We start from the raw sequence: 14,043 nt of genomic DNA on the forward strand, positions 1-14,043 counted from the left end.
CCAGCCCAACCACCGATTGGTCACCCCATGTCAGTAAACACCCGCACCAGAATCACGCTGGCCGGCCGACATCCAGAGCTGACGGCGCCACCGCTCAAGCCTTTTGGGGCCAAGAAAGCCCGTAGCCGCGAGGCACTGGCCGGCATCCTCTTCGTCCTGCCCACCCTGGTCATTTTCGGTCTCTTCAAGTTCCTCCCCATCTTCGGGGCCGGCGCCATGAGCCTGACCGAGTACAGCCTCAACGGCGACTTCGAATTCCTGGGCGCAGACAACTACACACGCTTGGCTGCTGATCCCAACTTCTGGCAAAGCCTCAAGGTGACGTTCCTGTACGTGGCGATCTTCGTCCCGTTCATCATCGCCGTATCGCTGGCCGGCGCCGTCCTCCTGGACAAACTGGTCAGGTTCACCGGAACTTTCCGGGCCCTGCTGTTCATCCCGTACCTCAGCTCATTCGTCATGGCCGGCATCATCTGGACGTGGATCTTCTCAACGGATGGACCGCTGAATGCCGCACTGGTTGGCCTGGGGATGGGCCCCGTCCCGTTCACCTCCGGACCCCAACTGCTTGTCCTGCTCTCCCTGGCCGTGGTGTCCGTGTGGAAAGGCTTCGGCTACTCCATGCTGATCTTCCTGGCCGGGCTCAAAGCACAACCGGCCGAAGTCCACGAGGCTGCGCGCATTGACGGAGCCGGCGCTTGGAAAGCGTTCTGGTACGTCACGTTGCCCCTGCTGAAGCCCGTGGTGTTCTTTGTCCTGGTCATCGAGACGATCGTCGGATTCCAGGTCTTCGACACCATCTACGTCATGACTGGAGGCGGACCCGCCCGGGCCAGCCACAGCCTCATCTACTTCCTGTTCGATGAAGGATTCAAGTTCTTCGACTTCGGCTATGCCTCGGCCATTGGCGTGGTGCTGTTCGTCATCGTGCTCATCCTGTCGCTCATCCAGCAGCGCTTCTTCGAAGGTAAGGACTCCGAGTGACTGCCACCGTTTCCAGCCCAACTGTGGGCCGGCGGCCCAGTCCCCGGCGCAGCACCGAGAAGCGCCGCCAGCGCACCCTGACCTGGGTGTTGGCAGTGATCTCGCTGTTCACCGTGGCACCTCTGATTGCCGTCGCCGTGCTGGCTCTCTCCCCCGAGGACGCACCGACGCTGCCCTACGCGTTACCGTCGTCGCTGACGTTGGACAACATCGTCCGCATCTTCAACGTGGGCGAATTCCCGCTCTGGCTGTGGAACTCATTCCTGTACTCAGCCGTCTCTGTGGTGGTTGTCCTCCTCACGGCATCAATGGCAGCCTACGCATTGGCCCGCAAGCGGTTCCCGGGACGGAACGCGTTGCTGTGGGCCATCATCGCCACCATGATGGTGCCAGTCCAGGCCACCCTCATTCCTACGTTCATCCTCATCTCCAAGATGGGCGGGGTGAACACCCTGTGGGGCCTGATCCTGCCTACTCTGGCCAACGCCCAGGCGATCTTCCTCATCCGGCAGTTCGTGCGGGACATGCCGGAGGAACTGTTCGACGCCGCCCGCATCGACGGTGCCGGCGAATGGCGGACCTTCTGGCAGATTGTGCTTCCGCTGATCCGTCCCGTCCTGGCAACCCTGGCGATCTTCGTCTTCCTCTGGCATTGGAACGACCTCCTCTGGCCGCTGGTTGTGGGCCAGTCGGACGCCGCACGGACACTCACCGTGGGCTTGGCGACACTGAACACCGAGACCGCGTCCACGTCCAACGTCATGGCCGCAACACTGGTTAGTTTCATCCCCTGCCTGGTGATCTTCGCCCTCCTGCAAAAGCACATCGTCGCCAGCATCACGCACAGCGGGGTAAAGGGATGACCTCCGATGCGCCCATCCGTTTCGGCCTTATTGGCGTCGACTCCCCGCACGCGCCGTCGTTTACCCGGCTCTTCGGGAATGGTGTCGACGGTGTGGTCCCCGGCGGCATGGTGACGCACGCGTGGAAGGGCGAACCGGCGTCGGACTTTCCGCTGAGCCGCGAACGGATCGATGACTTCGCCGAAGAAGTGAGCGGGCTCGGCGTCGTCATGTGCGATTCACCCGAGGCCGTGGCCGAGGCCTGCGACGCGCTGCTCATCGTGTCTTCCGATGCACGGACGCACCCGCGCTACTTCCAGCGCGTGGTGCGGTTCGGCAAGCCAATCTACGTGGACACGCGCTTCGCTCCCACCCTGGCTGAGGCCCGCACCATGCTCGCCCAAGCGCACGCCTCCGGCGCTTTGGTCCTGGCTGGGTCCCCCAAACGGTTCACGCCGGAATTCCAAGGGGCCCTGGCTGGAGGGCCGTGTCAGTCCGTATCCCTGGACGGACCACTGCCTACCCAGCCCGGTCATCCGGGCCTGGCCTGGTACGGCGTGCATTTGATTGACCTGGCAGTGGCCGCGCTTGGTGCCGGCCCGGGGGCAGTAACGGTCGACGCCGGGAGGCACGGTTCCGACGGCACCGCCACCGCGGTGACAGTGCGGTGGAGTGACGGACGCGTGGTCGCCTTGAAGGGAGAAGCCGACTGGAGTCCGTTCACTACTGGACGCATCGAATCCGATAACGGCTGCGCGGAGTTCTCGATCGAAGCCGGCCCTCCCATGCTGGTTGGCCTCTTGGAGGGGATCGTGAAATCCATCCGCAGCGGGACCCCGAACGTACCCCTGCGGGAGATCCTCAGCATCGTCGCGATCGTGGAAGCCGCCAACCGAAGCCTCGAAGCGGGACTCCCCGTGTCCGTAGGAAGAAACTCATGATCCAGACAGCAACCCGCACGTTGACCAGAACCGTGAGGATCGGCGTCGATATCGGCGGCACCAAGATTGAAGCGGTAGCCATCGATCAGGACTGCAACGTCCTGCACACCGTCCGCCGTCCCACCGGGTTCGGGAATGAAGCGCTGCTCAGCTCGCTCTTCGGCGTCCTCGAAGAGCTGCGCGGCGCTGAAACCCTGGCGAACTGCACTGTGTCCGGACTGGGCATCGGAATTCCCGGAACGGTTAATACGGAGACCGGGTACGTCGCCAATGCCGTCAATGTTGGCGTTGCCGGTTTGGACCTCGGCAGCCTGATGGAGGCAGAGCAGGGACTGCCGGTCGCGGTGGAGAACGACGTCAACGCCGCCGCCATCGGAGCCCACTATTTGCTGTCCGACGGCGGCGCCTCCGGCTCCAGCGCCTACCTGAATCTCGGCACCGGGTTGGCCGCGGGATATGTCGGCAACGGTGTTGTGGTCCGGGGCGCATCTGGGGCCGCGGGTGAAATCGGGCACCTCCCCCTCGGAATGCAGGGCGAGGAATGTCCCTGCGGCCAAAAGGGCTGCCTGGAGCTCGTCGCTTCGGGGTCGGGCATTGCCCGTCAGTGGAAAAGTCCCGGCCAGTGGCCGGCCGTCTCACTTTTTGAGGCAGTGCTCGACGGCGATCCCCTCGCCCGAGCTGTGCAGCAGCGGTTCTTCGAAGGTGCTGCCACAGCAATCCGAATCCTCGGACTGACCTACGACCCCGCTTCCATCTACATTGGCGGCGGCTTGAACGCCCTTGGACAGCCACTTCTCAGCGGTATCCAGCGGGAGCTTGCCCGGTTCAGCGTTCCCTCGCCTTTCCTTTCCGGTCTTGCCCTTGGCGATCGCCTCCAGTTGGTCCCGCCGGGGCTCCCCATCGGCTCTGTCGGTGCGGCGATCGCCGCCGATTAGCAGCGCCCTTACCCGTTACTCAAAGGAAGACCCATGGCAGAAATCATCATTGTCCGAGATCCCATCGAGGCCGGAAGCGTCGCTGCATCCATCTTCGTGCAGCAGATCACGGCCAACCCCGCCACCGTGCTGGGGCTGGCCACAGGTTCAACACCGCTGACCACGTACGCTGCGCTGGCTTCCGTAGTCGCGGAGGGGGCCATCGACGTCTCCGGAGTAAGGGGCTTCGCCTTGGACGAGTACCTGGGCGTCCCGGCGGAGCACCCGGAGAGCTACCGCTCCGTGATCACCCGCGAAGTAGTGAAGCCCCTGGGATTGAACCCGGATCACGTGTTCACTCCGAGGGGCACCGGCCCTGACATCACCCAGGCCGGAGCAGAATATGAAGCCATGATCGCCGAGGCCGGAGGCATCGACCTCCAGATACTAGGCATCGGGTCCAACGGGCATGTGGGTTTCAATGAACCGGGCTCCTCCCTGGCTTCCACCACCCGGATCAAGGCTCTGGCCGAACAAACACGCAAGGATAACGCCAGGTTCTTCGCCTCGCCCGAGGAGGTCCCCACCCACTGCGTCACCCAGGGCCTGGGAACCATACTCCGGGCCGGGCACTTGGTCCTGCTGGCCTTCGGAGCAAACAAGGCGGACGCCGTTGCCGCTGCGTTGGAAGGGCCGGTCTCATCCGCCGTGCCCGGCTCTGTGATCCAGCAGCATCCACGGGCCACGGTGATCATCGACGAAGCAGCTGCGGCGGGCTTGGCACATGCCGAGTACTACCGGCACGCCTGGCGGTCGGCGCAGGAACTGCATGAAGTAGATTTCTAATCGGGGGCATGCCGCTCCCGGATGCGCAAGAAAAGGGGGCACTACATGGACCAGGCCGTCCATCCGTCACGTTGGAAAGCATTCTGGAACAAGGGCGGCTGGTGGCGGGCCATCCTGCTGGCAGTGCTCTATATGGCGATCTACCTTGGCGCTGGCCTGCTGATCGGGCCCATTGCTGGAGACCAGGTAGTAGCAGAGGACATCTTCCGGACACCCCAGAGCGTCTTCATCGGCCTCACGCTTTCGCTCATTATTGGCAGCGTGGCCCTGGCTGCGTTCGTGTACTCCGTAGGCTGGTTCAAGCCGCTCTTCGCACCGCAGCCGGTCAAGGGGAGTTGGTGGATGTGGGCGGCGCCTTTCTTCCTGGTGGCCGCCATTGTGTTGCGCTTCCTGGGCATCAATTACAGCAGCTACGAGGCATCCGTCGTCGTCATTACGCTGCTCACCGGCCTGCTGATCGGCTTTGCCGAGGAAATCCTGACGCGCGGCATCGTAGTGAAGATGCTCCGGGATTCGGGGAAGTCCGAGTGGGTGGTCATGGTGCTGTCCTCCCTGGTCTTTGCACTGCTGCACTCTGCAAATGCCCTGTCAGGCATGCCGATCGTCACCGTGTTGGTGACCGTGGTGTTTACGTTCGGCTTCGGTATCTGCATGTACCTGACCCTGCGGGTCACGGGCAATTTGATCTGGCCCATGATTCTGCATGCTCTGTACGACCCCACGCTCTTCCTGTCCACTGGCGGCATTGACCAGGCGGCTGCGGGACCGCAAAGCCCACTCTTGCAGCTGGCCGGCCCGGCCAACATGATCTACATCCTGATCGCAGTCGTTGCCTTGATCGTTGTGCGGGGACGGGCTCAACGCGCACCGCTCGCGGTGCCGGCGAGTCTTTAGAACAGGAAAACAGTAGCGTTCGACGGCGGGTGCGCACCCGCCGTCGAACGCTTCTGTTGTGTTGGCGGTACTTAGTGCGCCGTCACTCCTGGCTGATGTCGACACGGGTGACCGGGTCTCCCGCGCGTTCGTAGACGAGGGCCACCGCACCCTTGGAGAACCCCTGGTGATCTACGCCGTGGTTACCCTCGCCACCGTGGTCGCGTTCGTGAAGGGCTACGAGGAACCCACGCTCACCGAGACCTACGGCGGGCAGTACCTCAACTACCGCCGCAACGTCCCGGGGTGGTGGCCGCGGCTCACGCCGTGGCGGGAGTGACGGGCGGGGCGGCAAGCTTCGGCTGGCTGCACCGGAATGTTGGGACATTGGGGCATCGGGAACAAGTGCGTTGAGACGAGCGTTCCAGTGTCGTTAAGAGTGAACATCACCAGCAACGTCAGAGATGAGAATCAACAAAGTGGCAACCGACTATGACGAAGTCCGTTCCGACGTCAAGGAATCCCAAGACCGGTCCTTGGAAGCTTTGCAGTCTGCCAACGCGCCGGATGCCCGCAGCGTGGTCAGCGAACTGGACGAAGCGGACGCGCTGGATGAGGGCCTAACGCCAGGCGGAGAGATTGTCTCCGAAGAGCTGATCGTCCAAGTAATTCCCCAGGCCAAGGACGAGTTCACCTGCTATTCCTGTTTCCTGGTGCGGCACAGGTCCCAGTTGGCTCGTGAAAGCAACGGTCACGCATACTGCGTCGAATGCGAGGGCTGAGACCAACCCTCACCTTGACCTGCCCTACTCCTCGTCCTCCCCTATCACCGTTGACTCCCGGATGATCAGCTTGGGCGCCAGGCTCACGCGGCGGAGTGCAGGCGACACGGCAGAGCCCGTCTTTCCCGCGAGGCGTTCCATGCACATAGTGACCGCCGCGTATCCGACGTCGCGTTTTGGCGGGGCGATGGACGTCAGGGGCACCGGGGCGAGGTCGGCCACTTCGTCGTCGTAGGCGACGATCGCCAGGTCCTCCGGAACGTCGACGCCGGACTCCTCGGCAAGGTTTATCAGCGTGATGGCTTCCTCATCGGGAAGGACCAGGGCAGCGCGGGTATCAGTACGCCGGCAATCTTTCAGGAATTTCGCGAACTCCTTTTGGTTGTTGCCTGCACCTACAACTGAGCGGACATATTCCATGATGGGAGCGTCAGTTTCCAGGCCCAACTTGGCCACCATGCGCTCATGGCTTTCACGGAGCCAAGGAGCCGTGGGACTGGTGGCAATGGCCAGCCCGATCCTGCGGTGGCCTAAGGAAGCAAGGTGTTCGATCGCCAGCTCGGCGCCGTAGCTGTGATCGGACATCACTGACTCGAACACCCGGCTTGACCGTTCAACGAGGACCACGGGGATGCGCAGTCCGGAAAGCAATTCAAACGTCGGCGAACCGGGTTCGAGGGTGCCGGCGGTTGCCAGGAGTATTCCATCCACGGAGTTGGCCACCATGCGTTGGAGCTGCCGGAATTCGTCCTCTGCCGAGTAATTGCTGACGCCGAGGATGAGCCTGGCATTCAACGCCCTGGCTGCGGCTTCAGCGCCACGGATGACCTCAGGGAAGTAGTAACCGGTGGTGGGAACGATGAGTCCCAAGGTAGCCAGCGGCTGGCGCGGCCTTCTGTGGACCGTGTCACCGGGCCGTTCCACCACCATCCGGACCGCGCCACCGTGGACCCGTCGCAGGAGACCTTGAGCCGCAAGCTGGGTCAGGTCCCGGCGGATGGTCATGGTGGACTGGCCGCTCTTTTCGGCAAATTCGTTAACGGTGAGGGTCCCGCGCAGCTCCAACTCACGGAGTATCTTCTCGTGGCGTTCCCCGCTGAGCATGCCAATCCTCTTCCGGAATCCCAATGTTCAAACAAGCATAAGTGACCGAATACAAACAACGTTGCGGGGCCTGCTCTGCGCGTAAAAGACTCGCCAGAGCACGCAGAGCGGGCCCCGCAACGTCAGCCACTACCGCCGGGGGTGGTCGTTGATCCGTACGAGGTTCCGCCCACGCATCGTGTAAAGGTAGCCGTCCTCGTCGTTGTTGATGTGCGCGCCGCTGTACCAGCCGCCGTCGATATCAGCCACCACGGTGGCGACCTCGAAAGTCTTCGGGTCGAAGCGGAAGACGTGCGTGTTCGAGACGCCGTACACCGCACCACGATTGGTGACCAAGGCGGCAAAGCCGTGACTGACTGTGCTGATATCCGAGCGGTGAACCAGCTTGCGTTTGGGTAGGTCGATGACAAAAAGGCCACCTTTGCGGGTCAGGCCGTAGAGGTACTTGCCCTGTACGGCGAGGGCCGCGATGCCCGCCCCTTCCCCGGCATCCAGTCGCCACAATTCCTTACCTGCCACAGGGTTGAATGCCACCACGGTTCCTACGCCATCGAGCCCTGGATTGCCGCCGCCCAAATAGGCAACGCCGTCGTGGGATGCCACCGCCCGGAGCAACTGCACGTTGTCAATCGGGTTGAGGAAGAAGCCCTTCTTTGCGGTGCGTGGGTCATACGTCCACAGCGAACCGCCGCCCTCGGTGTCCGCTTGCGCGGCCACGAGGACCAGCCTGTTGTACTCGTCCCAGCAGACATCCAGAGGCCGGTTTTGCTCCTTGGGGAAGTCGGCCACTTGTGCAATCGGCTTGCCGCTCCTCGGATCGTAACTCCAGATGCCTTGGCCGCTGTACTGTCCGGTGTACAAGGCACCGTTCACCACTACTGCATCTTTCGCTTCGCCCGGGGCAGTCAGGTTGCTCACTTGGCCATTCCGCAGATTACGCCGGGAAATGACACCGTTGCCGCCCACATAGACATAACCCGCACCGGCGGCGATACCCATCACCGTTTGAGGGTCCGAAGGCGCGCCCGCTTCGCCAAGATCCGTGGTCTTGGTGGCCCCGCTGAGGGGGTCGATCTCAGCCACGAAACCGTAGCCTGAAGTCACCGAAAGCTTGCCGTCCCGGGTATCGACACCCCAGATTTCTCCCAATGACGGACCTTGATATGGCATGGCAGAGATCGCGTTGGAAGAAAGACTGTAGGCCAGCAATCCCGACTCGTTCGCGAAGTAGACCTTGTCGCCCACGGCTACGAAGTTCTTGGCCGTCTTGCCCTCGGACGTCGCCACCACATACGAGGCCGGGTTCGCCACGCTAAGGGCCGCCACCTTGGAGTTCTCCACGGACCCCGCAGAGCTCACCAGCAGCTTGTCGCCAACAATTCCGAGGTCCCGGATGCTGGGATCCTTCAGCATTTCGGCCGGAGTGACGTTCTTGAACGTCTTGGCGGCGCGGTCATAGGCGAACAGGCAGGCCCGGCTAGCGCCGCTGCCCCCGTTGAGAGTGCTGCCCGCTCCAAAGAAGATTGCGGAATCGGTGGCCGCAACCGCGCGGGCGAGGGTGGCTCCCGGGTCCGGAATGCCCAGGTTGATGATCTGGCCTGTGGCGGGGTCGTACTCCCAAAGCGCCGGTGCCGTGGGGCTTCCGCCGCCCACCACATAGACGCGGCCATTCGGGGCCACGCTGATGTCCCTGACATCCCGGTCTCCGATATGGCCAAGCGCCCTCGCCGCAGTGCCGGGCGTCGACAGGTCCCACTGGAACAGATTGGGCTTGGTTCCGACGTCCTTTTGCAGCACGCCTGCGTACAGGTACCGACCCGTGGCGTCGGCGGCCAGAGTTTGGATGGAATGTCCGTTGCTGAGCTCGGTCTGACCGGTGACTTTGCCGGTGGGGACGTGGAACGCCACGATGCGCACCGGGTCCAGGTTCCTCGAACCGATGTAGAGCGTGTCGCCCACCAGCAGCCCGCTCATCAGCGAGAACTGTACGACGGCGGGACCAAGGTCCAGGATTTCAGTCGCCTTGGGCTTGGACGCCAGAAGGGCGGACGCCGACGCCGGTTGGCCGGCAGCCAGCCCGATGGCTGCGGCGAGGGACGCCGCACCTCCGACCTGGAGGACTGCCCGCCTGCTGATGTTCGATTTCTCCATTGGAATCCCTGTTCTTAGATAGTGACTTTTTCAGTAGTCGCCGTTCGGGTGTCCAGAATTCATAGCAGCGCGCAGCATACATGGTCCAGCATTTCTGTTCGTTCAAACAAAGATCATTCGGCGCCATAGAGAGATTTGCTTGCCATCTCGGCATTGCGCTTTCATCTTGATGTTTGAATTTGTTTGAAACGTTGAAGATGTTCGAACTTGCGGATTACATGGATTCATCGCCGTGTGGCCCCAACCACATGTCCTCTCTTCGCATCCAAGTCTTCAAAGGAGAACACCATGAAGCGTCGTCACCTATTTGCAGGGGTGGCAGGCCTGGCCGCCAGCACCCTGCTGCTCGCGGCCTGTGGCTCGGGCCCCAGCACCTCTTCTGCTACTCCCCCGCCCACGGAAGATCCCTCGGGATCCATCACCTTCTGGTCCTCCTTGGCCGGCATGGACAAAGTGGCTGAAGCGTTCAACGCCAGCCAGGACAAGATCAAGGTCAGCTTCGAAACCATTCCCAACGGGGCCAACGGTGGCTACGCAAAGCTCTCCACCGCCATCACGGCAGGCAATGGCCCGGACGTAGCCACCATCGAATACCCGCAACTGCCCCAGTTCGTCAGCAACAGCCAGGTGATCCCACTCGATGACCTGATCAACAAGGCCGAAACCGTGGACAAGCTCACGGACGAGACCAAGGCTTTGGTCCAGTTCGGTGAGAAGACCTACGCACTTCCGTACGACGCAGCCCCCATGCTCATGTGGTACCGCAAAGACATGCTGGCGAAGGCCGGCGTCGAGGTCCCCAAAACCTGGGATGAATTCGAAGAGGCCGGCAAGAAGCTCAAGGCCGTAGCGCCTGATTCTTACCTGGCCAGCTTCAACCCCAACGAGGTAGCGGCGAGCGCCGGTTTGGCGTGGCAGGCGGGTGCCAAGTGGTTCGGCACCGAAGGCGACAGCTGGAAGGTGGGAGTCAATGACGAAGCCACCCAGAAGGTCGCCAGCTACTGGCAGAAACTGATCGACCAGAAGATCGTCAAGGTTACCCAGGCTTACAGCGACGAGTGGAGCCTGGATCTGGCCAACAGCACGGTTGTTGGTGTGGTTGGGGCGAACTGGAGCGCCACGGGCATCCAGAAGCGGACTGAAGCCAGCGGCCAGAAGGGGCAGTGGATCGCTGCAGAATTGCCGACGTGGGGCAACGAGTCCGGCGCCTTCTATGGCGGATCCAGCTTCAACGTGACCAAGAGCAGCAAGAACCCGGCCGCGGCCGCCAAGTTCGTCGAGTTCCTCACAACCAACCAGGAAGCCATCAAGGCGCGCGGCAACACCGGCTCGGCGTTCCTTGCCTTCCCTGGCCTGACGCCCGTAGCCCAGAAGGCCTATGACGCCAGCTACTTCGGCAACGACATCTACGAGGTCTTCACCAAGGCCTACGGCACCATCACCCCGGGCTGGCAGTGGGGTCCCAACTGGGACATCACCAACACAGCGCTGAAGGACGCCTACGGCAAGCTGACCACCGGCGGCACCATCCATGACGCCGTCGATACTGCACAGGACGCCACCGTGGCAAGCCTGAAGCAGGCCGGCTTGTCCGTCAAAGAGTAGCTCCGTCACCGAGTAGCCCCACAGGGAGGGGGCCTCTTCCGGAGGCCCCCTCCCAGCTAGGAGAATCCCATGGCCACCCAGGCCCTCACCACCACAATGCGCCGCCGCGGCCGCGCACTGGCGGGAACCGGCGGACGGACTGCCGCACTGTTCCTGGTCCCCTTCTTCGCGGTCTTCGCGATCGCCATGATCGCACCGGTGATCTACTCGCTGGTGCTGAGTTTCCACTCGCAGCAGAAGTCCGGACTGGGCTTCGGGGAAGCCAAGACTGTCTTTGTCGGACTTGAGAACTACGTTCAGGTCTTCCAGTCCGAAACGTTCGTGGAAGGCATCGCCCGTCTGGGGCTGTACTGCCTGATCTACATTCCCTGCATGGTGGGCGGCGCAGTGGTCTTTGCCCTCCTCCTGGATGCAACCGTGGCCAAGGCGCGCAAACTGTTCCAGCTCCTGGTTTTCCTTCCACACGCAGTTCCCGGCGTCATTGCCGCCCTCATTTGGGCTTACCTCTACACCCCGGGCATCAGCCCGCTGGTCCAGGCGCTTCAGGGCGGCGGGATCCAGATCAACTTCCTGGATGCGCACATGGTCCTCCCGTCCATCGTGAATATCGGTGTGTGGGAGTGGACCGGCTACAACGTCATCATCCTGTTCACCGCTTTGCAGGCCGTGCCCCGGGAAATCCTGGAAGCCGCCCGCGTGGACGGGGCGGGCGAGATCCGCGCCGCCTTCAGCATCAAGTTCCCACTGATCCTTCCGGCACTGAGCGTCATCATGCTGTTCACCATCATCGGCACTCTGCAGTTGTTCACGGAACCGTCCATCATCTCCAAGGCCACAGCATCAGTCACCAGTACATGGGTTCCCAACCTCTGGGCCTATGACGCGGCCTTCATCCGCCACAACCTCAACCAGGCCGCGGCGGCCTCCATCATCATCGCCGGATTGGCCGCAATCCTGTCCCTGGCCGTCACCCGCATTAGTTCCAGGATGAACAAATCATGAGTACCTCAACACTCTCCCGCCCCCGCAACACTGCTCCTTCCAAGCAAGCTCCCCGGCGCACCGGATCCCGCTCCAACCGCGGCGGCGGCTTTGCCAGCAAGCTCACGGTCAACGGACTCTTGATCATTGGTTCCGCCTACATGGTGGTCCCGGTCCTGTGGCTGGTGTTCGCTTCCACCAAGAACGCGGCAGACCTTTATGGCACCAGCGCTTATGCGTTGGGAAACTTTTCCCTGTTCGAGAACATCGCCAACGTAGCCAAGCAGGACGGTGGCCTGTTCTTCCGCTGGCTGGGCAACTCCGTGATGTACGCCGGCGTTGGCGCTGTCCTCGGCAGCCTGATCTCGGTCATGGCGGGGTATGCGTTCGACAAGTTCCAGTTCTCCTGGAAGGACTCACTGTTCGGTTTCGTCCTGGTTGGCGTCCTGATTCCCAACACGGCCACCGTACTCCCCATGTATCTTCTCGCCTCACTGGTGGGCATGACCAACACCATCTGGGCCGTTCTCATCCCGGTCTTGTGCAACCCGTTCGGCGTGTACTTGGCACGGGTCTACTCGGCCAGTTACGTCCCGGCCGAAACCCTCGAAGCAGCACGTATGGACGGAGCCGGACCCATCCGGTCCTTCTTCTCCCTGGGGCTTCCCATGATGATGCCCGGCTACATCACCATCGCCCTGTTCCAGTTCGTTGGCGTCTGGAACAACTTCATGCTCCCGCTGGTGATGCTCCAGGACCAGCAACTGCTGCCCGTCAGCGTGGGCATCTCGATCTGGCAGGGCTACTCGGTACCGCAGCCCGAATTCACGCCCATGGTGATCACGGGTTCCCTGTTGTCCATCATTCCGCTGCTGGTGGCCTTCATCATGCTGCAGCGCTTCTGGAAGTCCGGCCTCACCGCAGGGAGCGTCAAGTGACCACAGCCCAACTGAACGTCGCACTCGCCATGGGTCCCGGCGTCGTATCCCGTGTCTTTCCCCAGCGTCGGCTGGACTCCCTGGCGCCGGGGCTGCGGCTGCTGAGCCCGGAACCGATGGAAGAGTTCACCTCACCCCGTTCGCTGGAGCTCCTTGCCGCAACGGACATCCTCATCACCGGCTGGAGCTGCCCGAGGCTGGATGCTGCAGCATTGGCCGCCGCCCCGCGTTTGACCCACGTCCTCCACGCGGGCGGCACGGTCAAGCACCATGTGGGCGATGAATGCTGGGACAGGGGCATTGAAATCAGCACGGCTGCCGATGCCAACTCCATCCCCGTGGCTGAATACACGGTGGCCATGATCCTGCTGGCCAACAAACGCGTCCTGCAAATAGCCCGGAAACTGCACTCGGAGAAGAACGAAATAGAACCGGACCAGGTGTTTCCGGACATGGGCAACTTCGGCAAGCGCGTGGGCATCATCGGAGCGTCAAGGATCGGCAAGCACGTCATCCGCCTCCTGAAGTCCTACGACGTTGAGGTCGCCGTCTCCGACCCCTTCCTTGACGAGGCAGCGGCAGCCGAGCTCGGCGTCGAACGCGTCTCCTTGGAGGAGCTGGTTGCCAGCTGCGACGTCGTCAGCCTCCATGCGCCGTCGCTCCCCTCCACCCGCAACCTGATTCACCAAGGTCTGGTGGCCAGGTTCAAGCCTGGAGCCACCTTCATCAACACCGCACGGGGTGAACTGGTGGATCAGGACGCTTTGCTCCGGCGCATCGAACAGGGCGATCTGTACGCGGTTCTGGACGTCACCACTCCTTGGGTGCTCCCTGCGGATTCGGGTTTCTATACGCATCCCAATGTGCTGCTCACGCCGCACCTGGCGGGTTCACTGGGCATGGAACTCGAGCGCATGGCGGTCAGCACCATTGAGGAAGCCGCACGGATCTCGCGGGGCGAACCACTCCTCCACAGGCTCCACGCGAAGGACCTGGCCTTCACGGCATAACACTGACGACGGCGACTTTAGGCCCCGCGGCTGGCATACTCATTCCCATCGCTCCACCGGCTCAACAATGGG

At 62.4% G+C, this 14,043-nt stretch carries 14 protein-coding genes; 12 read left to right on the forward strand and 2 right to left on the reverse strand.

From position 1 onward, the window contains the following. Window positions 1-27: 27 nt before the first annotated feature. The 8 genes from ACR30Z_RS15715 to ACR30Z_RS15750 all read left to right on the forward strand — a co-directional run bounded on the left by ACR30Z_RS15715 (window position 28) and on the right by ACR30Z_RS15750 (window position 6,182). Window positions 28-984 carry a carbohydrate ABC transporter permease gene (locus tag ACR30Z_RS15715; protein ID WP_434373458.1) on the forward strand — a complete coding sequence of 319 codons (957 nt, stop codon included), beginning with the start codon at window positions 28-30 and terminating at the stop codon, window positions 982-984. Beyond that, on the forward strand, window positions 981-1,847 hold the full coding sequence (locus tag ACR30Z_RS15720) for a carbohydrate ABC transporter permease (RefSeq protein ID WP_434373459.1): 867 nt from the start codon (window positions 981-983) through the stop codon (window positions 1,845-1,847). The genes ACR30Z_RS15715 and ACR30Z_RS15720 overlap by 4 nt, the downstream gene beginning before the upstream one ends. Then, entirely contained in the window at window positions 1,844-2,767 is a 924-nt protein-coding gene (locus tag ACR30Z_RS15725) for a Gfo/Idh/MocA family protein (protein ID WP_434373460.1), read from the forward strand. Before ACR30Z_RS15720 ends, ACR30Z_RS15725 begins: the two co-directional genes overlap by 4 nt. Next, the gene (locus tag ACR30Z_RS15730) at window positions 2,764-3,702 is read left to right on the forward strand and encodes an ROK family protein (RefSeq protein WP_434373461.1); all 939 of its coding nucleotides are present in this window, start codon (window positions 2,764-2,766) and stop codon (window positions 3,700-3,702) included. Before ACR30Z_RS15725 ends, ACR30Z_RS15730 begins: the two co-directional genes overlap by 4 nt. A gap of 33 nt (window positions 3,703-3,735) precedes the next feature. Beyond that, window positions 3,736-4,527, forward strand: a complete 792-nt coding sequence (locus ACR30Z_RS15735; protein WP_434373462.1) for a glucosamine-6-phosphate deaminase — start codon at window positions 3,736-3,738, stop codon at window positions 4,525-4,527. A 45-nt stretch (window positions 4,528-4,572) separates the two neighbouring features. Continuing rightward, window positions 4,573-5,421, forward strand: coding sequence for a lysostaphin resistance A-like protein (locus ACR30Z_RS15740; protein ID WP_434373463.1), 849 nt, complete (start codon window positions 4,573-4,575; stop codon window positions 5,419-5,421). A 58-nt stretch (window positions 5,422-5,479) separates the two neighbouring features. Beyond that, complete coding sequence (locus tag ACR30Z_RS15745) at window positions 5,480-5,740, forward strand: hypothetical protein (RefSeq protein WP_434373464.1); 261 nt, start codon at window positions 5,480-5,482, stop codon at window positions 5,738-5,740. A 139-nt stretch (window positions 5,741-5,879) separates the two neighbouring features. Further along, window positions 5,880-6,182 carry a DUF4193 domain-containing protein gene (locus tag ACR30Z_RS15750; RefSeq protein WP_434373465.1) on the forward strand — a complete coding sequence of 101 codons (303 nt, stop codon included), beginning with the start codon at window positions 5,880-5,882 and terminating at the stop codon, window positions 6,180-6,182. Between the two features lie 24 nt (window positions 6,183-6,206). Here ACR30Z_RS15750 and ACR30Z_RS15755 read toward each other — a convergent pair whose 3' ends face one another. Further along, entirely contained in the window at window positions 6,207-7,286 is a 1,080-nt protein-coding gene (locus ACR30Z_RS15755; protein WP_434373466.1) for a substrate-binding domain-containing protein, read from the reverse strand. A gap of 129 nt (window positions 7,287-7,415) precedes the next feature. Then, on the reverse strand, window positions 7,416-9,437 hold the full coding sequence (locus tag ACR30Z_RS15760; RefSeq protein WP_434373467.1) for a PQQ-binding-like beta-propeller repeat protein: 2,022 nt from the start codon (window positions 9,435-9,437) through the stop codon (window positions 7,416-7,418). A 288-nt stretch (window positions 9,438-9,725) separates the two neighbouring features. Here ACR30Z_RS15760 and ACR30Z_RS15765 point away from each other — a divergent pair, with 288 nt between their 5' ends. The 4 genes from ACR30Z_RS15765 (at window position 9,726) to ACR30Z_RS15780 (ending at window position 13,971) form a co-directional block, all read left to right on the forward strand. After that, window positions 9,726-11,042 (forward strand): ABC transporter substrate-binding protein, encoded by a 1,317-nt coding sequence (locus ACR30Z_RS15765; RefSeq protein WP_434373468.1) that lies wholly within the window; start codon window positions 9,726-9,728, stop codon window positions 11,040-11,042. A gap of 69 nt (window positions 11,043-11,111) precedes the next feature. Further along, window positions 11,112-12,044 carry a carbohydrate ABC transporter permease gene (locus ACR30Z_RS15770; protein WP_434373469.1) on the forward strand — a complete coding sequence of 311 codons (933 nt, stop codon included), beginning with the start codon at window positions 11,112-11,114 and terminating at the stop codon, window positions 12,042-12,044. After that, window positions 12,041-12,961: a carbohydrate ABC transporter permease gene (locus ACR30Z_RS15775; RefSeq protein WP_434373470.1), complete on the forward strand. Its 921-nt coding sequence runs from the start codon at window positions 12,041-12,043 to the stop codon at window positions 12,959-12,961. Before ACR30Z_RS15770 ends, ACR30Z_RS15775 begins: the two co-directional genes overlap by 4 nt. Beyond that, on the forward strand, window positions 12,958-13,971 hold the full coding sequence (locus ACR30Z_RS15780) for a hydroxyacid dehydrogenase (protein ID WP_434373471.1): 1,014 nt from the start codon (window positions 12,958-12,960) through the stop codon (window positions 13,969-13,971). The genes ACR30Z_RS15775 and ACR30Z_RS15780 overlap by 4 nt, the downstream gene beginning before the upstream one ends. The last annotated feature ends 72 nt before the right edge of the window (window positions 13,972-14,043 follow it).

This window comes from Paenarthrobacter sp. FR1 (genome assembly GCF_051106045.1).
GTDB classification, from domain to species: Bacteria; Actinomycetota; Actinomycetes; order Actinomycetales; family Micrococcaceae; genus Arthrobacter; species Arthrobacter nitroguajacolicus_A.